Source organism: Bacillus sp. FSL P2-0099, from assembly GCF_038007445.1.
In the GTDB taxonomy this organism is placed as follows: Bacteria; Bacillota; Bacilli; order Bacillales; family Bacillaceae_G; genus Bacillus_A; species Bacillus_A mycoides.
Window position 1 is genome coordinate 1,389,991 of record NZ_JBBOXE010000001.1, and the last position, 22,356, is coordinate 1,412,346.

A 22,356-nucleotide genomic window follows, 5' to 3' on the forward strand; every position below is an offset into this window, starting at 1 on the left:
GATAAGTGAGGGGATCGTCCCTTACTTATCAAAATATATTTCTGAAAATTCAGATAAAAAGGGGTGTTTTAATTGGAAAAACGTATCGTTTGTTTAGCGGGTGATGGTGTTGGTCCGGAAATTATGGAAAGCGCGAAGGAAGTATTGCATATGGTAGAGAGGCTATATGGACATCACTTTCATTTACAAGATGAGTACTTTGGCGGAGCGGCTATCGATTTAAATGGGCAACCATTACCACAGCGAACACTTGCCGCTTGTTTAGCGAGTGATGCGGTTTTACTTGGAGCGGTTGGTGGACCGCGGTGGGATGATGCGAAAGAAAGGCCAGAGAAAGGATTATTAGCTTTAAGAAAAGGACTTGGTGTATTTGCGAACGTTCGTCCTGTAACAGTAGAAAGCGCAACTGCACATTTATCGCCATTAAAAAACGCAGATGAAATTGACTTCGTTGTCGTTCGTGAACTAACAGGCGGTATTTATTTCTCTTATCCGAAAGAAAGAACGGAAGAATCGGCAACTGATACACTTACGTACCATCGTCATGAAATTGAACGTATCGTGTCGTATGCTTTTCAATTAGCGAGTAAGAGAGAGAAAAAAGTAACCTCTATTGATAAAGCGAATGTTTTAGAATCTAGTAAATTGTGGAGAGCTGTTACGGAAGAAGTAGCTCTTCGTTATCCTAATGTTGAATTAGAGCACATTTTAGTAGATGCAGTTGCTATGGAGTTAATTCGAAACCCAAGGAGATTTGACGTTATCGTAACAGAAAATTTATTTGGTGATATTTTGAGCGACGAGGCTTCTGTATTAGCAGGGTCATTAGGAATGCTTCCATCAGCGAGCCATGCGGAAAACGGGCCGTCTTTATATGAGCCTATTCACGGATCAGCGCCAGATATTGCAGGTAAAAATAAAGCGAATCCAATTGCGATGATGCGTTCAGTAGCGATGATGCTTGGGCAATCATTTGGATTAACGAGAGAAGGGTATGCGATTGAAGAGGCAATTTCTGCAGTTCTTCAATCTGGGAAATGTACAGCTGATATTGGGGGGAATGAGACGACAACTTCATTTACGAGGGCAGTTATTCAAGAAATGGAAGAGCAGGCACTAGTAGGGAGAGGAAGATAATGGGGAAAAGGTTACTAGATAAGCTTTGGGAAAGACATGTAGTTGTAACGAATGAAAATGGATTGGATTTATTATATATCGATCTTCATCTCGTTCATGAAGTAACGTCACCGCAAGCCTTTGAAGGCTTGCGGCTTGCAAATCGAACTGTTCGGAGACCGGAATTAACGTTTGCAACGATGGATCATAATATTCCAACGAAAGATGTTTGGAATATTACCGATCGCATTGCGAAGCAGCAATTGGATACACTTCGTGACAATTGTAAACAATTTAAGGTGCGATTAGCCGATATTGGTGATGAAGAGCAAGGAATCGTTCACGTTATAGGACCAGAACTTGGGCTCACACAACCGGGGAAAACGATTGTATGCGGTGATAGCCATACAGCAACCCACGGTGCTTTCGGTGCTTTAGCGTTTGGTATTGGTACGAGTGAAGTAGAACATGTATTAGCAACTCAAACGCTGTGGCAACGAAAACCGAAAGCGATGGGGATTGAATTAAAAGGAAAGTTACCGAAAGGCGTTTATGCAAAGGATATTATTTTGCATCTTCTCTCAAAGTACGGTGTAGCGGTTGGAACGGGGCATGTAATGGAATTCTACGGAGAGACGATTCGTGATATGGGTATGGAAGAGAGAATGACACTTTGCAATATGGCGATTGAAGGGGGAGCGAAAGCTGGCATCATTGCACCAGATGAGAAAACATTTTCTTATGTAAAAGGGCGTGAATATGCACCGAAAGACTATGAAACGTTTACGGGAAAATGGTCGGAGCTTTATACAGATTCAGATGCAATTTATGATTTACATATTTCGGTAGATGTTACGGATTTAGCACCGTATGTCACTTGGGGAACAAATCCTAGTATGGGTGTTCCTATTGATGAAAAATTACCAGAGAAGCATAACGAAAATGATGAAAGAGCATTTTCATATATGGGATTGAGACCTGGGCAAAGTACGTTTGAAATTCCTGTTAAACATGTCTTCATTGGTTCTTGTACAAATTCACGTTTATCTGACTTAGAAATTGCTGCATCTGTTGTAAAAGGGAAAAAGGTAAAAGAAGGTGTGCGAGCACTCGTTGTACCAGGATCAAAAAGTGTGAGAGAGCGGGCGATGCAAAAAGGCTTACATCGCATATTTGAAGAAGCGGGATTTGAATGGAGAGAGCCTGGATGTTCAATGTGTCTTGGGATGAATCCAGATCAAGTACCTGAAGGGGAACATTGTGCTTCTACTTCAAATCGTAATTTTGAAGGAAGGCAAGGGAAAGGAGCACGAACACATTTAGTAAGTCCAGCTATGGCTGCAGCAGCTGCGTTATATGGTCATTTTGTTGATATTAGAAAGGAGAGTTACGATGGAACCATTTCATATTCATAAAGGTACTGCCGCAGTACTTATGAATGATAACATTGATACAGATCAAATTATTCCGAAGCAATATTTGAAGAGAATTGAAAGGACGGGATTTGGAAAATATTTATTTGATGAGTGGCGTTACGATAATGAGCGCCATGAAAATCCTAATTTCTCCCTTAATGCACAAGAACGAAAAGGAGCAAGTATATTAATTACAGGTGATAATTTTGGATGTGGTTCTTCAAGAGAACATGCTCCGTGGGCGCTTGCGGATTATGGTTTCCGCGTTATTATCGCCGGAGGATTTGCAGATATTTTTTATATGAATTGTATGAAGAATGGTATGTTACCGATTGTAATGGATAAAGAGATGCGTGAACAACTTGCCCAAACGAATGCAAGAGATCAAATGGAAGTTGATTTAGAGAATGAAGTAATTATTACGAATACGCACAGGTTTCATTTTACAATCGAGAAAATGTGGAAAGAAAAATTATTAAATGGTCTAGATGAAATCAGCATTACAATGCAATATGAACAAGAAATTGAAGAGTATGAAAGAAAAGTAGCTTCACATTAACTAAAAGTAGAATATTCGAAATGTATTTACATTCAGAATTAACTGTTATATAATATGTAAAAAATCAGAGGAGAAAGGGAGTAAGTATTATGAATATCGTGCAATCTATTAAAATGCTTACAAAACTACATCATCATACATGAAACCCTTGAACCTAACGTGAAAACGTGTAGGCACAAGGGTTATTCCCGTTGTACCTACACTCGACTAAAGAGCCTTGTAGGTATTTTGTCTACAAGGCTCTTTTTATTTTCGGTTTGGGTGGATGGAATGGCATAAATTAAAGAGGGAAGGGTGTGTGAATTCAGATGACAAAGTGGAAACGGGCAAATCCGAATGGAACGAGAGATTACTTATTCGAAGAATGTACGTTAATTGAAGAAGTGGAACAAAAATTAAGACGGACCTTTTTAGAGAGAGGTTATGAAGAAATAAGGACACCTACAATTGAATTTTATGATGTTTTTGCATTTCAAAACAGGCCGATAGATGAAGAAAAGATGTATAAATTTTTCGATGAAAAAGGACGGATTATCGTTTTACGCCCAGATATGACAATTCCTTTAGCAAGAGTAATTGGAACACAGAGAGGAGATATTCCTCTTAAAGTAACTTATAGCGGGAATGTATTTCGGGCGAATGAGTCCCTTACTGGGAAATATAATGAAATAGTGCAAAGTGGTATTGAAATTATTGGGATTGAAAATGTAAGGGCTGAAATTGAATGTGTGATAAGCGTAATTCAAGCACTTCAAAAATTAAAGGTGCAATCTTTCACAATTGAGATTGGGCAAGTGCAGTTATATAAATGTATCGTAAAAAAGCTCCCCATTAATGATGAAGAAGAGAAGTTACTTAGAACGTATATTGAAAGTAAAAATTATGCCGCACTCTCACACTTTATAGAAGAAAAGAAATTAAATCGGTGTGATGAAACAGTAAGGTTACTTGAGAAACTACCAAGGTTATTCGGGAGTTTAGATGTTGTTGAGGAAGCAGAAAAACTCGCCTCAAGTAATGAAATGAAAATGGCCATTGCGAGAGTGAAAGAAATATATGAAACAATTGAACAGTTAGGATATGGCTCTTACATATCAATTGATTTAGGTATGGTTCAACATTTGGATTATTATACGGGTGTTATTTTCAAAGGGTATATATATGAAATTGGAGAAGAGATTGTTAGTGGCGGAAGATATGATGAGTTAATTGGAAATTTTGGAGAGATGATGCCAGCGGTTGGGCTCGCGGTGCAAGTAAATCAAATAGTTAAGGCACTTCAAGAGCAGCAAGAACCATATAAACGAAAGAGAATAGATATTATGATTCATTATGAGTTAAATAGATTAGCAGAAGCGGAAAGGTTACGAAATTTACTTCAAAAGGACGGGAAGAATGCCCAGTTATCTTTATTCTCTAATTTAAACGATACTTTTCAATTTGCAAACAAGAATAAAATAATGACAGTCGTTGAGGCGAAGAGTGAGTCACTAGTGGAATATGTATGGAGAGAGAAATGGATCATCCAGAAAGAAGGGGAGGCTTCATGCGTAACATTCAAATTGCGTTAACGAAAGGAAGATTAGAAAAGCATGTTATTCCACTGTTTGAAAAAATTGGAATTGATTGTTCAGAGCTCAAAGATAAAGGAAGAAAACTTGTGTTTAAAAGTAAAAACACAAACATTTCATTTATTTTAGTGAAAGCGGTAGATGTTGCTACTTATGTAGAACATGGCGTAGCTGATATTGGAGTCGTTGGAAAAGATATATTAATGGAATTTGAGAAAGATATATATGAGATGGTCGATTTAGGAGTGGGCGTGTGTAAATTTTGTGTCGCTTCTATTCCTACGTATAATCCGAAGAGTTATCGAAAAAAACGAATTGCTACGAAATATCCGCACATTACTTCTACATATTTTCATGATAAAGGGGAGGATGTAGAAATTATTAAAATAGAAGGATCTGTAGAGATTGCTCCACTTCTAGGTTTGGCAGATGCCATTGTTGATATTGTTGAAACAGGAAAAACATTACAAGAAAACGGGTTAATTGTATTTGAGGAAATGTGCTCTATATCAGCTCGAATGATTGTGAATAAGGCTGCATTGAAAACTAAAAAAGACGAAATATTCTGTATTATAGATATGATGGAACAAGAAATTTTGTCAGGGAAATAGGGGGACTTTAAATGGAGATAGTTTTTGAAGATTTCCAAGAGGCTTTATCGAAAATAAAATCGCTACGAGAAAGCGCTAATATAATAGAAGAAACTGTTCAAAGAAGTGTAAGTGAAATTGTTCAAAACGTAAGGAAGAGTAAAGATGAGGCTTTATCGTTCTATACAAAAAAGTTTGATGGTGTAGAGACAAAAGATTTTCGTGTAAGTGAGGAAGAAATAAAACAAGCAAGTAAGTTTGTAGAACAAGCTTTTTTAGAAGCGTTAAAAGTGGCGAAGAAAAATATTATCTCGTATCATGAAAAGCAAAAAAGACAATCTATGTTTGATTGCGTGAGTGAAGGGGTAATTAGAGGGCAGCTTATTCGTCCGTTAGAAAATGTAGGTGTATATGTGCCGGGCGGGACTGCTTCGTATCCTTCATCAGTATTAATGAATGTATTGCCAGCAAAACTCGCAGGAGTGAAAAAAATTGTAATGGTAACACCGCCGAAGCAAGGAGGAATTGATCCGCATATTTTAGCTGCTGCAAGTCTTGCAGGTGTAGATGAAATATATATGGCCGGTGGTGCTCAAGTAATTGCTGCTCTAGCATATGGAACGGAATCGATTCCTAAAGTAGATAAAATAGTTGGACCAGGGAATTTATATGTCGCGCTAGCGAAGCGAGAAGTATATGGGATAGTCAATATCGATATGATTGCTGGACCATCAGAAATTGTAGTTATCGCAGATGAAACAGGAAATGCCGAATATATTGCTGCTGATTTATTATCACAGGCAGAACATGACGAGAGGGCAACAGCTATTTGTATTACAACAAATATAAAGCTTGCTAAAGAAGTAGAAAGAGAAATAGAAAGGCAGCTAGAGACGTTGCCTAGAAGTGAAATCGCTCGTGAATCCATAAAAAGAAATGGAGCAATTTTTATTGTCCCTTCTTTAGAAGAGGCGTTTCATTTATCAAATGAAATCGCTCCAGAACATTTAGAGTTACACATAAAAGAGCCAATGAATGCCCTATCTTATGTAAAGCATGCTGGATCAATTTTTCTTGGTCCATATGCACCTGAACCGCTTGGAGATTATTTGGCGGGGCCGAATCACGTATTACCGACAAGTGGAACGGCAAGATTTTTTTCTCCGTTATCCGTCGATGATTTCGTAAAAAAATCAAGCTTCGTTTCGTATACGGAAGAAGCGTTAAGAAGTGTACAGCATCATATTGTAGAACTTGCAAATAAAGAAGGTTTACATGCACACGCAAGAGCAATCCAAATTAGGTTTAAGGAGGAAGAATAATGCGCGAGTCTAGTCAAGTACGTGAGACGACGGAAACAAAAATTAAATTAAGTTTGCAACTTGATGAAAGTACGAATGTTTCTGTGCAAACAGGAGTTGGATTTTTTGATCATATGCTAACTTTATTTGCTAGACACGGAAGATTTGGTTTGCAAATTGAAGCTGAAGGTGATGTATTCGTTGATGCTCATCATACGGTTGAAGATGTTGGAATTGTACTCGGAACTTGCTTGAAAGAATCATTGCAAAATAAAGAGGGGATTAACCGTTACGGCTCAGCGTATGTACCGATGGATGAATCTTTAGGATTTGTCGCGATTGATATAAGCGGGCGCTCATATATTGTATTTCAAGGTGAATTAACAAATCCGAAGCTAGGGGATTTTGACACAGAATTAACGGAAGAATTTTTTAGAGCAGTTGCTCATGCTGCAAATATTACGTTACATGCTCGCATTTTATACGGAAGCAATACACATCACAAAATTGAAGCTTTATTTAAAGCGTTCGGTCGAGCGCTTAGAGAGGCAGTCGATAAAAATGCCAATATTAATGGTGTAAATTCAACGAAAGGGATGTTGTAATTGATTGCAATTATAGATTATGGAATGGGAAATATTCGTAGTGTGGAACAAGCATTAAAATATATTGGAACAGAGTACATCATAACGGATGATAAAAAAGAAATATTGAGAAGTGATGGAGTTATTTTACCAGGAGTAGGCACATTTCCGAAAGCGATGGGCGTTTTAGAAGAAAAAGATTTAGTATGTGTGCTAAAAGAAGTTGGGAGTTTAGGAAAACCGCTTCTGGGTATTTGCTTAGGAATGCAGCTTTTATTTGAAAGAAGTGAGGAATTACAAAATTGTAACGGATTAAATTTATTGCCAGGTGTTATTCGAAAGTTAAAAGTTCCTTATAAAATTCCACATATGGGGTGGAATGAATTAAAAAAAGAAGGAGAAATATCGCTTTGGAATGGAGTAGAGGACGGTTCTTTCGTATATTATGTCCACTCTTATTATGCAGATTGTCCGAATGAAATTGTGTATGGGGCAAGTGAATATGGAGTGAAAGTACCTGGTTTTGTAGCAAAAGGAAATATATTTGGCGCACAGTTTCATCCTGAAAAAAGTGGGGAAATTGGGATGCGAATGTTAAAAAATTTCAAAGGGGTGGTAGAAGCATGGAAATCTTCCCAGCTATCGATATAAAAGAAGGACGATGCGTCAGGCTTTATCAAGGAGAGTTTAGTCAAGAAACGGTGATGAATGAAGATCCAGTCGCACAAGCAATCATATTTGAAAAACTTGGAGCGAAAATACTACACGTTGTTGATTTAGATGGAGCAATTGTTGGGGAGTCAGTAAATTTACCTGTCATTGAAAAAATATGCAAGGCGGTACGTATTCCGGTGCAAATTGGAGGAGGAGTTCGGTCACTCGCGGCAGTGGAGAAGTTGTTGTCAGTAGGTGTAGAAAAAGTGATATTAGGAACGGCTGCCCTTTACGATAAATCATTTTTAGAAGAAGCGGTTCGTCTATATAAGGAGCAAATCATAGTTGGAATTGATGCGAAAAATGGTTTCGTAGCAACGAGGGGCTGGTTAGATGTGTCTGAAATTTCGTACATCGATTTAGCGAAGCAAATGGAAAGTGTAGGTGTTCAAACGATTGTGTTTACGGACATTTCAAAAGATGGGACACTTGCAGGACCAAATTTTGAGCAATTAGAGTTACTGCAAAAAAGCGTGGGTATTCGTGTGATTGCATCTGGAGGTGTCGCATCTATTCAAGATGTGAAAAGATTAAATGATATGAACATATATGGCGTCATTATTGGGAAGGCACTTTACGAGAAAACGATTGATTTAGAAAAAGTGTTACAGGTAACAAAACTATGTTAGCAAAACGAATTATTCCATGTCTAGATGTGAAAGAAGGGCGGGTAGTAAAGGGTGTGAATTTTATAGGGTTACAAGACGTCGGTGATCCTGTTGAAATAGCCGCATTATATAATGATGCGGGAGCAGATGAAATCGTATTTTTAGACATTACTGCGACGCATGAAGGGCGAAAAACGATTATAGATGTTGTAGAAAAAACTGCTTCAAAAGTATTCATACCTCTCACAGTTGGCGGGGGGATTTCAAGTGTTAAAGATATGTACAATTTACTAAGAGCTGGAGCAGATAAAGTTTCAATAAACTCAGCGGCAGTGAGAAATCCGAAGTTAATCCAGGAAGGTGCGGAACATTTTGGCTCACAATGTATTGTCGTAGCAATTGATGCTAGAAAAGTAGAGGAAGATAAATGGAATGTATACGTGAACGGCGGAAGAGTCGATACAGGGATGGATGCAATCGAATGGGCAAAGCGCGTTGTTAAGCTCGGGGCAGGAGAAATTTTACTGACGAGTATGGAGGCAGATGGAACAAAAAATGGATATGATCTTCGTTTAACAGGAGCAATTTCAAACAGCGTTTCTGTTCCAGTAATCGCATCAGGTGGATGTGGTCATGTGGATCACATTATAGAAGTATTTCAAAAGACAACAGTTGATGCAGCATTAGCGGCATCAATCTTTCATTATGGTGAAGCGACTGTACAAGATGTAAAGAGAAAATTAAGAGAAGCAAACGTTGAGGTACGGTTATGAAACCTAATTTTGCAAAAGGATTGATACCAGCTGTTGTTATCGAGGAAGATACGAAAGAAGTTTTAATGTTAGCTTATATGAATGAAGAAGCGTATGACAAGACGCTGGAAACGAAAAGAACATGGTTTTATTCCCGTTCGAGACAATCGTTATGGAATAAAGGAGGTACATCGGGAAATGTCCAATATGTGCAATCACTTTATTTAGACTGTGATCAAGATGCAATCGTTGTTGTTGTAAAGCAAGTAGGGCCTGCTTGCCATACGGGAGAAAAAACGTGTTTTCACTACAAAATTATATAGGGGGATACATATGGAAGATATCCTTAAGTTATTATTTGAAACAATTGAAGAACGAAAGAAAAATCCACTCTCTGAATCATATACGAATTATTTATTTTCAAAAGGTGAAGATAAAATTTTAAAGAAAATTGGTGAGGAGTGCACCGAAGTAATTATTGCGTCTAAAAATAATGATAAAGAAGAAATAGTAAAAGAAATGGTTGATGTGTTCTATCACTGTTTTGTTCTATTAGCCGAAAAAAATATTTCATTAGAAGATGTCATGCAAGAAGTGAAAGAAAGAAATGGAAAGCTTTCGCGAGTAGGGGACAGAAGAGAAATAGATACATTATAAGGGGGAATATGGATGAAAGTGGACTATCACATTCATTTAGAAGAAGGGCCATATTCAATAGGGTGGCTAGCTAAAATAAATGATGCGCTACAATATTTTGAACCGCTTAAAGAAGAAAAACATTCTATGGAATGGCTTATGAAAACACAAGAACGCCTGCAAAGACGTGTGAAGGAAGGTCCATTTACAGCGAAATGGATTGATTTATATTTAGAAGAAGCTGAGCGAAAAGGTATAAAAGAAGTTGGCATTGTCGATCATTTATATCGTTTTCATGAAGCGAAAGGATATTATGAAAAGTATGTAGATATTAGTGATTCTAAGCTTGGTCGCCTGCAAAAAGAATGGTTAGATCAAGTAAGAGTAACGTCTATTTATGATTTTACAAAGGCGATTGAAGAGGCAAAAGAGCGATGGAGTAAACGAGGGATAACGCTCAAACTTGGAATTGAAGCGGATTATTTTATCGGGGGTGAACAAGAGTTAAAAGGTTTACTAGCATTAGGAGACTTTGATTATGTAATCGGTTCGGTCCATTTTATAGATGGATGGGGATTTGATAATCCAGATACGAAAGAGTATTTTGGTACGCATGAGTTACATACTTTATATCACACGTTTTTCGCTACAGTTGAAAGTGCTGTTCGTTCCGATCTTTTTGATATTATAGCTCACCTCGATAACATAAAAGTATTTAATTACCGGTTAGATGAGAATGAACAGCTTTCTTATTATAAGGAAATTGCTCGTGCGTTAGTGGAAACAAATACAGCAACAGAAATAAATGCGGGATTGTACTATCGATATCCTGTGCGCGAAATGTGCCCAAGTCCGCTTTATTTACAAGTATTAGCTAAGCATGGAATTCCGATTACTCTATCCTCAGATGCCCATTATCCGAACGATTTAGGAAAGTATGTGGAAGAGAATATAAAGACATTACGCAATCATGATATTTCTCACATAGCTACATTTACGAAACGAGTAAGAACGATGAGATTGCTTGAAGAAGAAGGAATAATTTCAAAATGAAACACGATTTTTTGATGAAAATCACTCTTTTTGTTCAAAATAAGAAAGAATGAAAAGGAGGATAAAAAATGGCGAAACAACAAAATAAACAAAACGTACAAGCGGTAGATCAAGCCTATACTTCTGAAACAAATAATACTGCTAACTCAGTTATTGAGGAACAAATTAGCGATACAGTTGCAGAAGGAACAATCGATGCGAAGCTTGGGAAAGAATCGCAAGAAAAAGCGTAAAAAGAGGGGAGAGTTGCATCTCCTCTTTTTTTATGGAAAAGTGTCGATTTTCAAAACTATAATCAAATTCCTTGGTTTTTATATGTAGATTTCTTACAATGAAATATAAGAGATATCATATTTTGTATAGAAGAGGTGTTAGTAGAGTGGCGAAAATATTAGTAGCAGGGAAAATTCCAGAAATCGGATTAGAATTATTGGAAAATCATGATGTAGAAATGTATAATAAAGAAGAATTAATTAGTGTAGAAGAGTTAGCAGAACGTGTAAAAGATAAAGATGCACTTTTAAGCTTACTTTCTACGAAGGTATCGAAAGAGGTTATTGACGCAGCACCAAACTTGAAAATTATCGCAAATTATGGTGCTGGTTACGATAATATTGATTACACATATGCTGGAGAAAAGGGTATTGCTGTTACAAATACGCCGAAAGTATCTACAGAGGCAACAGCAGAATTAACGTTTGCACTGCTTTTAGCAGCGGCACGTAGAATTCCTGAAGGTGATACGTTATGTCGTACAACTGGATTTAACGGATGGGCACCGTTATTCTTCTTGGGCCGCGAAGTACACGGTAAGACAATCGGAATTATTGGCCTTGGAGAAATCGGGAAGGCAGTTGCAAAGCGTGCGAGAGCATTTGGAATGAATGTTTTATATACAGGACCAAATCGAAAGCCTGAAGCTGAAAGTGAACTGGAAGCGACATACGTAACGTTGGAAGAATTATTACAAACAGCGGACTTTATTACAATTAACTGTGCTTATAATCCGAAATTACATCATATGATTGATGAAGAACAGTTTAAAATGATGAAGAAAACAGCATATATTATAAATGCTTCACGTGGACCAATTATGCATGAATTTGCACTTGCTCATGCACTAAAAACGAATGAAATTGAAGGTGCAGCTCTTGACGTATTTGAATTTGAACCGAAAATTACAGAAGAGCTAAAAGGATTAAAGAATGTAGTACTTGCTCCTCACGTAGGAAATGCAACATTCGAAACACGTGATGCAATGGCTGAAATGGCAGTAAGAAATATTTTAGCTGTATTAAATGGTGAAGAACCTGTAACACCTGTAAATCAAAAAGTATTAGTTACAAAATAAAAAAGAAACCTTCCGAAATACGGAAGGTTTTTTTATTTTTCTTTATTCGCTTTTTTAGAAGGTCTTTGTCTAATAAATTGAGATAACATATACAAAATGTATAGTGGAATGGCAATGAATAAGAAAACAGAAATGTTGCCAAAACTTGTTTGGTACATTGTGATAATAATTCCAACTAAAAATAGTGTAATAATTATGCTATATCGTGGAATTGGTACATCTTTTAAACTTGGGATACGAACACGGCTCACCATTAAAAATGCGAACGTTACAAATACGGTAATGAGAACGATTTTTGGAATGGTATGTGAAAATAATGTTAAGAAAGCAACAAGCCCTCCTGCTGCAGTAATCGGAACTCCAGTGAAATATTTCATAGAAGTAGAAGATGGTGTTACATTAAATCGTGCTAAGCGATATGCTCCGAACAGAGGGAATAATCCCGCTATGTATAGTCCAATGATTCCATAGTTGGAAAAAGATGTGTAATACATTAAAACAGCAGGTGCTGCGCCAAATGTTACAACATCCGCGAGTGAATCAAGCTCTTTTCCCATTTGTGAATCAACGCGTAATAAACGAGCGACACGACCATCAAGACTATCTAACATCATCCCGATCAGTACTAAAATAGCAGCTGATTTATAATATCCTAAAGATGCATAGCCGATTGACAAAAATCCGCTATATAAATTCCCGAGCGTAAATAAGTTTGGAATAGCTGCTCTATACAAAATCTGATCCCTTGCTTTCTGTTATAAATTCTTAATTAGTGTATGAAAGTTTACTTATTTTATCATACCATAAATTTCTTTCTCATACGAAAAAAATTCCCAATTTGTGAAAGATTGTATAGAAGAGAAATTTGAAAAATAAGTAAAAAAAGGAAGCAACTTTTGTAAAGTTGCTTCCTACACTATTCAAATTTCGTTGTCATCGTTCCGGTTTTATATCGATTGTTAGGATCAAATCGTAATAAATCTCCATAAATGAGTTTGTCGGATAATTTTAATTCTGTTTTTGCTTTTTCAATATAAGGCTGACATAGTGTTAAATCAGCTTCTTCACCTGTGCTTCTTTTATAGCACATATTTTTTGTATAAACATAATCTTCCGAAACAAAACTGCCGTCCCGCATTACCATAAGAGGGTCTTTTTCTTTCGTAAATAAGTCTGTTCCAAATTCTACGGATTGATTTGTTTTAATACCAAGAAAATGAAGTAACGTTGGTTTAATATCAATTTGACCAGATACTTTAGAGATGACCTTTCCTTCTTGGCCAGGCACATGAATAATGAGAGGGACGCGTTGTAATTGCATAGAATCAAACGGTGTAATAGCGTCTTTCCCAAGGAACTGAGCCATAGCTGCATTATGGTTTTCAGAAATGCCGTAATGATCACCATAAATGACAATAACGGAATTATCATACAGTCCTTCGTCTTTCAATTGTTTAATAAATAATTGAAGAGCTTCATCCGTGTAACGAACGGTTGGGAAGTAGCGATTTAAAACACCACTTTCGGAATTAAATTCATCAACATATTGATCTTCTGGATTTAGAAGAAATGGAAAATGGTTTGTTAACGTAATAAATTTTGTATAGAACGGTTGTGGTAAAGATTTTAACTTTGGAATAGATTGCTCAAAGAACTCTTTATCTTTTAATCCCCAACCGACAGACATTTGTTCCGTTCCTACGTAATCATTTAAATTAAAGTAACGATCATATCCAAGCGCAGGATACATTACGTCACGATTCCAAAACGTTTTATCGTTTGAATGGAAGACAGCAGAAGAATATCCGTATTTCTTTAATTGTTCTGGTGTGGCAGTGTATTCATTTGTTGCATGAGTAAAGAATACAGAACCACGGTCTAACGGATAAAGGGAATTTTCAACGATAAATTCAGCATCAGAAGTTTTACCTTGTCCCGTTTGATGATAGAAGTTATCGAAATAAAAACTATCTTTAATAAACTCATTTAAAAATGGAGTAATCTCTTTTCCATTTATTTTTTTATTAATAACAAAACTTTGTGTAGATTCCATTGAAATTAAAATTACATTTTTACCCTTTGCAGCTCCAAATAAGTTTTTATCAACTTGTTTATCTTTTGAGTCTGTATAGTTTTTAATTTCAGAGAACCCGTCTCCACTTGCAAATACACGCTCAGCTGAAGACTTAGATTGAAGTGTAATATCAAATAGATGATATGTGTATAACCCTAAATTTTTCACGACAGTTTGACGATCAAATGAGCGTGAGAACATTTGTGGTTTATATATAACTGAAACAACAATTTGTAGTGCTAATAATACTGTTACACCGCTAAAGAAAGTTCGCTTCTCAGAGCGAGAAAGGGGTGTTTTATCACCAAATGATGGGAATTTACGCAAAATAAACATTAAAATAATTGCGTCTGCAAATAAAAGTAATGTTTTATACGTAAAGAGTTCTTTTATACTCGTCCCTAAGTCAGCCATATTATTTGTTTGGAATAAAACAGGGAAAGTAACAAAATCGTTATAGAACCCGTAAAACATTGCATTTCCAAATAAAATAAATGACAGTATAAAACTAATTACAATAATAATTCGGTTTCGGTACTTAGATGCAAGTAAAGCGAAACCAAAAAATAAAAGTAACGAAGCTAGTGGGTTAATAAAAAGCATAAACTCTTCAAAGAAGTTATCAATTCTAATATCAAATGCTAGCTTGTACACAATATATGTTTTTATCCATAATAAAACGACTGCAACTAGTGCAAATCGCAGTTTTGGAAACAGATTTTGTAGCATAATATACTCCTCTCCTAAAAGCATGACGGTTCTTGTGAGTGAGCCGGTTTGATTAGCGCCTCATTTTATATATACGAACAGTCCTTTGTTATTATGTTTATTATACTATGAGTATCATTATACGAAAATAAAAGAGAGTTGTGGGCTTTTTTATAATAATTGAGTAGAAAAAGGGCAGTGGGAGACAATAAAACGGAGTTTCTATGTATGATAATTATCGTGCGCAAAAAGAATCGAGTAATAAAACGGAGGTTATAATGCGAAAATTATTATATTTTATAGTATGCAGTAGTGTTATACTTTTTGCTTCACCGAGTGTATCGGTAGCACAATATGATGCACCCCTTATGGAAGATGCCCTTTATTCTGTTTTATTTCCAAAAATAAATAAGGTAATTGAAAAACAATATGGGAGCTTGAAGCCTTATCAATGTCCTAAAATTATTAGTTTAAAAAAAGTGTATAGTGGTACATATTTATTTCAAGCGAGTATTGAAGTAACGAAGTATGAACAGGTTGGTGGGAAAATTGTTCCACCATTTGAGAAGGTAACGATTACATTTAATAACGAAGAGGGCGAATGGGAAGTGACAAAGGTTTCAGTAAAGCGCTTACCAAATGATACGAAATTAAACTGTAAAAAAACAATATAAAAAATTGTTTGACAAATAAAATGGTCCTTTGGTATTGTTAATAGCAACAATTAGATGTTTGAAAATTAAATAGACTTACCTCATCTACTCTCAAAGGTAGAGGCCGCGATAGGAAAGAGTAAGCTATGGGAGATTTAATGGAATCTGTGATCATGGGTTGAAAGGGACTATTGCCGAAATATAAGAATAACCATCTTATTCATATATTGGGACTGCATTGAATAAATGTAGTACTGTCATAAGATTTATTTTATGAAGAGCTATTTGGAGATGTTGATGCGGTTTCTTATTTTGAGGAGATAACAACTCGTTTATTTTTTCAATATATATTTTTCCTAATAAGAAACGCGTGTGAACATTGTTCCGCGCGTTTTTTGTCTATCTAAAAGCGTGCTGCAATGAATAGAAGATTGGGGTTATGAGTTTTAGAGGAAATAAGGGAGGAATTCAAATGTATTTACACGGCACAAGCCGAATCAATGGGCAAGGACACTTAGAAATTGGTGGGTGCGATACGACGCAGCTAGCAAAACAATACGGAACACCACTTTATGTATACGATGAAGAGTCTATTCGAGGAAAGTGCCGCGCGTTTCATCGTGCTTTTAAAGAAAGTGGTTTCTCTTATCAAGTAGCATATGCAAGCAAGGCGTTCTTGTGCATGGAGATGTGCCGAGTAGCTCGTGAAGAGAATATGTCTTTAGATGTTGTTTCTGGAGGAGAATTATATACTGCGCTCCAAGCTGGTTTTCCGGCATCGCGTATTCATTTTCACGGAAATAATAAAACAGAAGAAGAAATGATTATGGCTCTTCAGGCGAATATCGGTTGTTTTGTAGTAGATAATTTCTTAGAATTAGAAATTTTACATGATTTAGCAATGCAACATGGGAAATTTGTGAACATATTAATCCGTGTAACGCCTGGAGTAGAGGCACATACACACGAATATATAACAACAGGTCAAGAGGATTCGAAATTTGGATTTGGTGTTTCAAATGGTCAAGCGATGCAAGCAATTGAGCTTGCCTTGCAAAAATCAAATTATAATGTGCTAGGAATTCACTCGCACATCGGATCACAAATATTTGAAACGGCTGGATTTGTTCGAGCAATTGAAGTACTCCGCCAATTTTTAGAAGAAGTGAGAGAGCGAACACATTATGTGATGAAAGTATTAAATGTGGGCGGAGGTTTCGGTATACGTTATACGGATTCAGATACACCGTTAACACTTGAAACGTATGTGCACGCTGTAACAAGTACGATAAGAGAACAATTTACATTATGTGAATATCCGCTTCCAGAAATATGGATTGAACCAGGTCGTAGTATTGTAGGTGATGCTGGAACAACACTTTATACAGTCGGAGCGGTGAAAGAGATTCCTGGCATTCGGAAATATGTTTCAGTCGATGGTGGAATGACAGATAATTTAAGACCAGCGCTATACGGAGCCCGTTATGAGGCGATGTTGGCGAATCGAGGGAATGATGAGAATGAGGAACTCGTTTCGATTGCTGGGAAATGCTGTGAAAGTGGAGATATGCTGATTTGGGATATTAACTTACCGCAAGTTGCTTCTTCTGATTTACTAGCAATTTCTTGCACGGGGGCATATGGGTACTCGATGGCGAATAATTATAATCGTATTCGTAGACCAGCTGTCGTCTTTGCAAAAGGCGGGACGTCACAAACTGTCGTAGAACGTGAAACATATGAAAATATCATTGGGAACGATCGCATACGTATTAAAGAGCTGGTGTGAATGAGAAAGAAGGAGTTGTCTAGTAAAGGCAGCTCCTTTTAAAAAAATAAAAATAATTAAATATATCGGAAAACTAGGATTGAAAAAAATCAGAATTGTGATAAAATACAAATACAAAGCTTATCAAGAGAAGCTGAGGGAACTGGCCCTACGAAGCTCGGCAACCTGCTTATAGAAAGCAAGGTGCTAAATCCAGCAAAATGGAATCCATTTTGAAAGATAAGGTAAAATATATTACCGAACAGTCTTTTCGAAATGGGAAAGATTTTTTTTATGAATAAAAAGGGGGGCTGTTTGCGTGAGCGTACGGGAGCATTTTGATGAAGTATCTGAGAAAATTCAAGCGATGCTTGCTGATATGAAATATGGTTCCATTACAATTGTTGTGCAAGATGGAAAAGTGATTCAATTAGAAAAAAGTGAAAAGGTTCGTTTAAAGTAAAAAGCGCTGACTAGAAAAACTAGAGGCGGTTTTAATCTATTTTTAATAGGTTAAAGCCGTCTTTTTGCTTTTACAGGGGGAAAAAACATGTTGACGTACGAAACGTGGAAAGAAAATAGTGTTTCATTTTCTGAAGAAGATGAAACGAAAGGCGCGCTATCAGTATTAAGTTGGGCTTATAACGAATATAAAGATGAAATTGTATATGCATGTAGCTTTGGGGTGGAGGGAATGGTTTTATTGCATCTTATAAACCAAGTAAATCCATCTGCTAAAGTTGTATTTTTGGATACAAATGTTCATTTTCAAGAAACATACGAATTAATTAAGAAGGTACGCGAGAGATTTCCTTCATTAAATATTATAGAAAAACAGCCAGAACTTACACTCGATGAACAAGCGAAGCTTCATGGAGAGAAGTTATGGGAAAGTAATCCGAATCTTTGCTGTAGTATTAGAAAAATTTTACCGTTAGAAAAATCATTAGCAGCGGAAAAAGCGTGGATATCAGGCTTAAGAAGGGAACAATCAGAAACGCGTAAGCATACACAGTTTATAAATCAAGATCGTCGTTTTCAATCTATTAAAGTTTGTCCACTCATTCATTGGACTTGGAAAGAAGTTTGGCGATATGTATATAAACATAGTTTGCCGTATAACCCATTGCATGATGTTGGCTATCCGAGTATTGGGTGTGAGAAATGTACATTACCTGTAGGTGATGGTGGCAACTCAAGAGATGGAAGATGGGCTGGGAAAATGAAGACGGAATGTGGCCTTCACTTTCAATGAGATAGATTTTGAAATAAAGCTAAGAAGGGATATAAGAAGATGAGTACAACAAATGAATTAGTAAACCGCATTGATGAAACATATGAAATATCGAACATTGTAAAGGAAATCGAGATAGACAAAATTGCACTTAGTGATTTAGAACTTTTGGCGACAGGAGGATATAGCCCTCTTACAGGATTTTTAGGGAAGAGAGATTATGATTCAGTAGTAGAAACGCTTCGTTTAGCAAATGGTAGCGTATGGAGTATACCGATTACACTACCGGTAACAGAAGAAGTAGCCGAGAAACTGCAGGCTGGAGAGGAAGTAAAACTTGTCAACGCCGGAAATGTATATGGTGTTATTCAAATAGAAGATATTTTTGTACCAGATAAAGAAAAAGAAGCGTTACTTGTATATAAAACGATGGATGAAGCACATCCAGGGGTGAAAAAATTATATGAACGACCAAACGTTTACGTTGGAGGAGCTATTATTCTTACAAAACGCTTTGGAAATAATCCGTTTCCTTCTTATCATTTAGATCCAATTGAAACGAGAGAAGAATTTAAAAAACGCGGTTGGAAAACAGTAGTTGGATTTCAAACGAGAAACCCAGTACATCGTGCCCATGAGTATATTCAAAAATCTGCCCTTGAAATTGTAGATGGTCTCTTTTTAAATCCGCTCGTTGGGGAAACGAAGTCAGATGATATTCCTGCTGATGTAAGGATGGAAAGCTATGAAGTATTACTTCAAAACTATTATCCGAAAGATCGTGTCTTTTTAGGTGTATTTCCTGCAGCAATGCGTTACGCAGGACCAAGGGAAGCGATATTTCATGCACTAGTAAGAAAGAACTTTGGTTGTACCCACTTTATTGTAGGGCGTGATCATGCTGGGGTAGGGGACTATTACGGAACATATGAAGCGCAGGAAATCTTTACGAATTTTACAGTAGAAGAGTTAGGGATTACGCCGTTATTTTTTGAACATAGTTTTTACTGCACGAAATGTGAAGCAATGGCTTCAACGAAAACATGTCCGCATGGAAAAGAAGACCGTGTCATTTTATCGGGTACGAAAGTACGAGAAATGTTAAGGAATGGTGAGATTCCGCCAAGTACATTTAGTCGTAAAGAAGTAGTGGAAGTGCTAATTAAAGGTTTGAAAAAAGAAGTAGTAACAGAATAGGGAGAGAATGAGATGGATACGAATATTACTTGGCATACAGCTTCTGTTTCAAAAGATGAGAGAAGAGTGAAGAATGGGCATCACAGTTTTGTAGTTTGGTTTACTGGTTTATCAGCTTCAGGTAAATCTACAGTAGCGAATGCGGTTGCTCGTAAACTATTTGAAAAGAATATAGGAAATTATGTGCTAGATGGGGATAACATTCGGCACGGTTTAAATAAAGACTTAGGTTTTTCTGAAAGTGATCGTATGGAAAATATAAGACGTATTGGCGAAGTGGCGAAGCTATTTGTAGATCAAGGTACTGTTGTCCTTACAGCGTTCATTTCACCATTTCAATTAGATCGAAAACAAGTTAGGGATTTATTAGCGGCAGATGAGTTTATAGAAGTGTTTGTAAAATGTCCAATTGAAGAGTGTGAAAAACGTGATCCAAAAGGGTTATACAAAAAAGCGAGACAAGGTGATATTAAAGAGTTTACTGGTGTTGATTCACCGTATGAGGAACCAAAACAAGCAGAATTAATTGTAGAAACGCACAAGTATTCTATTGAAGAATGTGCAGAACAAATCGTGAAATACTTACAAGAGCGTAGTTTTATATAGGGGGATTAAAAATGACTTATGAAAAAGTATGGGCAAATAATGAAAAATTGAATCCGTCCGAGAAAAAGAAATTAGAAAAAGATGGATTAGAAATCTTTAATGATATTCCTTACTATGCGGAGAATGGATTTGAATCTATTCCGAAAGAAGAGTGGGACGCTTTTAAATGGGCGGGATTGTATTTGCAAAGACCAAAAGAAGCGGGCTATTTTATGATGCGTGTCAACATTCCTTCTGGAATTATTACAAATGCGCAGGCAGAGGTGCTGGCTTCCATTGCTGAAGATTATGGGCGTGATGTGTTAGATATTACGACAAGACAGGCGATTCAGTTTCATTGGTTAGAAATTGGGCAAATTCCGGATATTTTTAAGAGGTTAGCTAGAGTTGGTTTATCTTCAGCGGGGGCATGCGGTGATATTACGCGTAATATCACAGGAAATCCACTTGCTGGAATTGATGCGAATGAACTATTTGATACAACATCGATTGTTAAAGAAATATACGATTACTTCCAACATAATGAAGAGTTTTCTAATCTACCACGTAAATTCAAAATGTCTATTAGTTCTAACATTTATAATTCAGCAAATGCAGAGATTAACTGTGTGGCGTTTACACCTGCTACGAAAGAAATAAATGGTGAGGAAAAGGTTGGGTTTCATATAAAAATAGGCGGAGGATTATCAGCTCGTCCGTACTTAGCGGAAGAATTAGATGTATTCGTTTTACCAGAAGAAGTGAAGGCAGTGTCGATTGCAATTGCTACTATATTCCGTGATTTTGGATATCGTGAAAAGCGTCATTTAGCACGTTTGAAATTTCTTGTTGCTGACTGGGGTGCGGAGAAATTTAAAGAGAAACTAATAGAGTATACAGGACCATTGCAAAGTAAAGGGGGAAGTGCTCTCAAAGGCTGGAATGCAGGATACTTTTATGGCGTTCAAGATCAAAAACAAGCAGGATTAAAGTATGTCGGCTTTAATGTACCAGTAGGGCGTTTACACGCAGAGGAAATGTTTGAGATTGCAAGAATTGCGAAGAAATATGGAAACGGGCAAATTCGAACTTGTAACTCTCAAAACTTCATTATTCCGAATGTTCCGCCGGAAAAAGTTGCAGGATTATTAAGTGAACCGTTGTTTGAAGCAATTTCAGCAAATCCGAAATCGTTTATCGGTCATGCGGTTTCATGTACTGGCATTGAGTATTGCAATCTTGCGTTAGTAGAAACGAAAGAAAGATTACGCAAAATCGCAGAGTACTTAGATACACAAATTGCACTCGATGTTCCAGTTCGAATTCATATGGTAGGATGCCCGAACTCATGTGGTCAACGTCAAATTGCTGATATTGGTTTGCAAGGGATAAAACTGAAAACGAAGGAAAAGGGAATCGTTGAGGCGTTTGAAATATATGTGGGCGGAACACTATTAGACGGAGGAGCATATAACGAAAAGTTAAAAGGGAAAATAGATGGAGAAGATTTGCCGGATGTTCTCGTGTCCTTTTTAAGTTATTTCCAAAAGAATAAATTACTAGCCGAAACGTTTTATGATTTCGTAGGACGTGTTGGAGTGGAAGAATTACAAATTGTACTAAATCGTGTATTAGAAGAAGTAATAGCATCTTAGGAGGGGCAATATGGACTTATATCGATTTGAAGCTGTATTAGTAAATAGTATTGTTCCAATTGTTGTCGTTGCTCAGAGTGAAGAACAGGCATTTAAGCTTGCGGAAATTGAGCTTGAAAAACATTTTTTACCGTTACCAGAAGTGAAAGAGATTTCTTTGTTTGAAAAAAAGAAGATTCGAAAAGGGGCGGCATTTGTTATTCATGAGTAGAGAACATGTAATACGAAATAA

Annotated in this window: 25 protein-coding genes and 2 riboswitches; of the genes, 23 read left to right on the forward strand and 2 right to left on the reverse strand. The window is 36.7% G+C overall.

The window, feature by feature from the left end; translation table 11 throughout:
- The first annotated feature begins 72 nt into the window (after positions 1 to 72).
- The 15 genes from leuB to MKY90_RS07215 all read left to right on the forward strand — a co-directional run bounded on the left by leuB (position 73) and on the right by MKY90_RS07215 (position 12,250).
- Complete coding sequence (gene leuB / locus MKY90_RS07145) at positions 73 to 1,137, forward strand: 3-isopropylmalate dehydrogenase (protein ID WP_341090903.1); 1,065 nt, start codon at positions 73 to 75, stop codon at positions 1,135 to 1,137.
- Entirely contained in the window at positions 1,137 to 2,531 is a 1,395-nt protein-coding gene (leuC, locus tag MKY90_RS07150) for a 3-isopropylmalate dehydratase large subunit (RefSeq protein ID WP_063219066.1), read from the forward strand. The genes leuB and leuC overlap by 1 nt, the downstream gene beginning before the upstream one ends.
- A complete protein-coding gene (gene leuD, locus MKY90_RS07155) occupies positions 2,509 to 3,090 on the forward strand; it encodes a 3-isopropylmalate dehydratase small subunit (protein ID WP_012260613.1) in 582 nt (193 codons plus the stop codon). The genes leuC and leuD overlap by 23 nt, the downstream gene beginning before the upstream one ends.
- A gap of 308 nt (positions 3,091 to 3,398) precedes the next feature.
- A complete protein-coding gene (locus tag MKY90_RS07160) occupies positions 3,399 to 4,661 on the forward strand; it encodes an ATP phosphoribosyltransferase regulatory subunit (protein WP_002140970.1) in 1,263 nt (420 codons plus the stop codon).
- Complete coding sequence (gene hisG, locus MKY90_RS07165) at positions 4,637 to 5,272, forward strand: ATP phosphoribosyltransferase (RefSeq protein WP_326997675.1); 636 nt, start codon at positions 4,637 to 4,639, stop codon at positions 5,270 to 5,272. Before MKY90_RS07160 ends, hisG begins: the two co-directional genes overlap by 25 nt.
- 11 nt (positions 5,273 to 5,283) lie before the next feature.
- A complete protein-coding gene (gene hisD / locus MKY90_RS07170; protein WP_341090907.1) occupies positions 5,284 to 6,573 on the forward strand; it encodes a histidinol dehydrogenase in 1,290 nt (429 codons plus the stop codon).
- The gene (hisB, locus tag MKY90_RS07175; protein WP_002030662.1) at positions 6,573 to 7,157 is read left to right on the forward strand and encodes an imidazoleglycerol-phosphate dehydratase HisB; all 585 of its coding nucleotides are present in this window, start codon (positions 6,573 to 6,575) and stop codon (positions 7,155 to 7,157) included. Before hisD ends, hisB begins: the two co-directional genes overlap by 1 nt.
- Positions 7,158 to 7,787, forward strand: a complete 630-nt coding sequence (hisH, locus tag MKY90_RS07180) for an imidazole glycerol phosphate synthase subunit HisH (protein ID WP_002149511.1) — start codon at positions 7,158 to 7,160, stop codon at positions 7,785 to 7,787.
- A complete protein-coding gene (gene hisA / locus MKY90_RS07185) occupies positions 7,760 to 8,479 on the forward strand; it encodes a 1-(5-phosphoribosyl)-5-[(5-phosphoribosylamino)methylideneamino]imidazole-4-carboxamide isomerase (RefSeq protein ID WP_215598926.1) in 720 nt (239 codons plus the stop codon). The genes hisH and hisA overlap by 28 nt, the downstream gene beginning before the upstream one ends.
- Positions 8,473 to 9,231 (forward strand): imidazoleglycerol phosphate synthase cyclase subunit, encoded by a 759-nt coding sequence (hisF, locus tag MKY90_RS07190; RefSeq protein ID WP_098167330.1) that lies wholly within the window; start codon positions 8,473 to 8,475, stop codon positions 9,229 to 9,231. The genes hisA and hisF overlap by 7 nt, the downstream gene beginning before the upstream one ends.
- A complete protein-coding gene (hisI, locus tag MKY90_RS07195; protein WP_002086731.1) occupies positions 9,228 to 9,533 on the forward strand; it encodes a phosphoribosyl-AMP cyclohydrolase in 306 nt (101 codons plus the stop codon). The genes hisF and hisI overlap by 4 nt, the downstream gene beginning before the upstream one ends.
- Positions 9,534 to 9,543: 10 nt before the next feature.
- Positions 9,544 to 9,867: a phosphoribosyl-ATP diphosphatase gene (hisE, locus tag MKY90_RS07200; RefSeq protein WP_341090911.1), complete on the forward strand. Its 324-nt coding sequence runs from the start codon at positions 9,544 to 9,546 to the stop codon at positions 9,865 to 9,867.
- Positions 9,868 to 9,879: 12 nt separating this feature from the next.
- Positions 9,880 to 10,899 (forward strand): histidinol phosphate phosphatase domain-containing protein, encoded by a 1,020-nt coding sequence (locus MKY90_RS07205; protein WP_215598925.1) that lies wholly within the window; start codon positions 9,880 to 9,882, stop codon positions 10,897 to 10,899.
- 68 nt (positions 10,900 to 10,967) lie between these two features.
- A complete protein-coding gene (locus MKY90_RS07210; protein WP_193652749.1) occupies positions 10,968 to 11,132 on the forward strand; it encodes a YozQ family protein in 165 nt (54 codons plus the stop codon).
- Between the two features lie 98 nt (positions 11,133 to 11,230).
- On the forward strand, positions 11,231 to 12,250 hold the full coding sequence (locus MKY90_RS07215; protein ID WP_215598924.1) for a 2-hydroxyacid dehydrogenase family protein: 1,020 nt from the start codon (positions 11,231 to 11,233) through the stop codon (positions 12,248 to 12,250).
- 32 nt (positions 12,251 to 12,282) lie between these two features.
- On the opposite strand, the gene pssA is transcribed toward MKY90_RS07215, so the two are convergent.
- The gene (pssA, locus tag MKY90_RS07220; RefSeq protein WP_002011698.1) at positions 12,283 to 12,984 is read right to left on the reverse strand and encodes a CDP-diacylglycerol--serine O-phosphatidyltransferase; all 702 of its coding nucleotides are present in this window, start codon (positions 12,982 to 12,984) and stop codon (positions 12,283 to 12,285) included.
- Positions 12,985 to 13,166: 182 nt separating this feature from the next.
- Entirely contained in the window at positions 13,167 to 15,053 is a 1,887-nt protein-coding gene (locus MKY90_RS07225; RefSeq protein WP_341090914.1) for an LTA synthase family protein, read from the reverse strand.
- Between the two features lie 257 nt (positions 15,054 to 15,310).
- Here MKY90_RS07225 and MKY90_RS07230 point away from each other — a divergent pair, with 257 nt between their 5' ends.
- The 8 genes from MKY90_RS07230 (at position 15,311) to MKY90_RS07265 (ending at position 22,335) form a co-directional block, all read left to right on the forward strand.
- Positions 15,311 to 15,706: a DUF3888 domain-containing protein gene (locus MKY90_RS07230; protein ID WP_172796649.1), complete on the forward strand. Its 396-nt coding sequence runs from the start codon at positions 15,311 to 15,313 to the stop codon at positions 15,704 to 15,706.
- Positions 15,707 to 15,795: 89 nt separating this feature from the next.
- Positions 15,796 to 15,977, forward strand: a riboswitch (Lysine riboswitch).
- A 180-nt stretch (positions 15,978 to 16,157) separates the two neighbouring features.
- Complete coding sequence (lysA, locus tag MKY90_RS07235; protein WP_341090916.1) at positions 16,158 to 17,474, forward strand: diaminopimelate decarboxylase; 1,317 nt, start codon at positions 16,158 to 16,160, stop codon at positions 17,472 to 17,474.
- Between the two features lie 117 nt (positions 17,475 to 17,591).
- A riboswitch (SAM riboswitch) is annotated at positions 17,592 to 17,700 on the forward strand.
- Between the two features lie 72 nt (positions 17,701 to 17,772).
- Positions 17,773 to 17,916: a YezD family protein gene (locus tag MKY90_RS07240; protein ID WP_000116159.1), complete on the forward strand. Its 144-nt coding sequence runs from the start codon at positions 17,773 to 17,775 to the stop codon at positions 17,914 to 17,916.
- 87 nt (positions 17,917 to 18,003) lie between these two features.
- Positions 18,004 to 18,708, forward strand: coding sequence for a phosphoadenylyl-sulfate reductase (locus MKY90_RS07245; protein ID WP_002011694.1), 705 nt, complete (start codon positions 18,004 to 18,006; stop codon positions 18,706 to 18,708).
- 39 nt (positions 18,709 to 18,747) lie between these two features.
- Positions 18,748 to 19,884, forward strand: coding sequence for a sulfate adenylyltransferase (sat, locus tag MKY90_RS07250; protein WP_341090918.1), 1,137 nt, complete (start codon positions 18,748 to 18,750; stop codon positions 19,882 to 19,884).
- Between the two features lie 12 nt (positions 19,885 to 19,896).
- Positions 19,897 to 20,490, forward strand: coding sequence for an adenylyl-sulfate kinase (cysC, locus tag MKY90_RS07255; protein WP_063219058.1), 594 nt, complete (start codon positions 19,897 to 19,899; stop codon positions 20,488 to 20,490).
- 11 nt (positions 20,491 to 20,501) lie between these two features.
- Complete coding sequence (locus MKY90_RS07260) at positions 20,502 to 22,124, forward strand: nitrite/sulfite reductase (RefSeq protein ID WP_215598922.1); 1,623 nt, start codon at positions 20,502 to 20,504, stop codon at positions 22,122 to 22,124.
- 10 nt (positions 22,125 to 22,134) lie between these two features.
- Entirely contained in the window at positions 22,135 to 22,335 is a 201-nt protein-coding gene (locus tag MKY90_RS07265; RefSeq protein WP_000366913.1) for a DUF3906 family protein, read from the forward strand.
- Positions 22,336 to 22,356: the final 21 nt, after the last annotated feature.